The sequence below is a fragment of the Bacillus sp. P4_D3 genome, from assembly GCF_056401855.1.
Window position 1 is genome coordinate 1 of the sequence record NZ_JBFUIN010001375.1, and the last position, 504, is coordinate 504.

At 33.0% G+C, this 504-nt stretch carries 1 pseudogene; it reads right to left on the reverse strand.

The features are described from left to right. Nucleotides 1–413: 413 nt before the first annotated feature. Nucleotides 414–504: pseudogene (locus tag AC1DTM_RS31435) on the reverse strand (GNAT family N-acetyltransferase); the annotation flags it as partial.

Below are 504 nucleotides of genomic sequence, written 5' to 3' on the forward strand. Positions count from 1 at the left end.
CCAAATTATGATATGCGTTCCCTCCCTCATTTAAACTATTTCATAGCTTAAAACATTTAATCCACTAACACTCAACCGTTAGTTTTATATACAAACCTTCGCTCGCCTTCACTTTTAYCGTGTGTTCTTCTACTTGAGTTTGAAGTGATTCAATTTTAGGATTATTCGAGTGAGAAAGTGGTGTTTTCATAGATAAATGCATTCGACAAAATCATCCAAATTCCTTTACATATATGATTTTTATAAAGGGGGTTCTCGCATGCACAGCTTGATGCCCTGTTTTTGGTGAAAAGCAAATTCATCAAGAAGCCATCCCAATTGTCGCTTTGATATGGTAAGTGGTACACTTGAATGTAAAAAAGCTCAGAGTTTTAGCTCTAAGCTTTTTTGTAATCATTTCATTATAGCCCCTTTTAAAGAGCTATATTTTTTATCCATTCTGATTTACTTAATAGATAATGATTATATAGTTGGTTTTCTATCGTTTGTTGACTCAGATAAGTA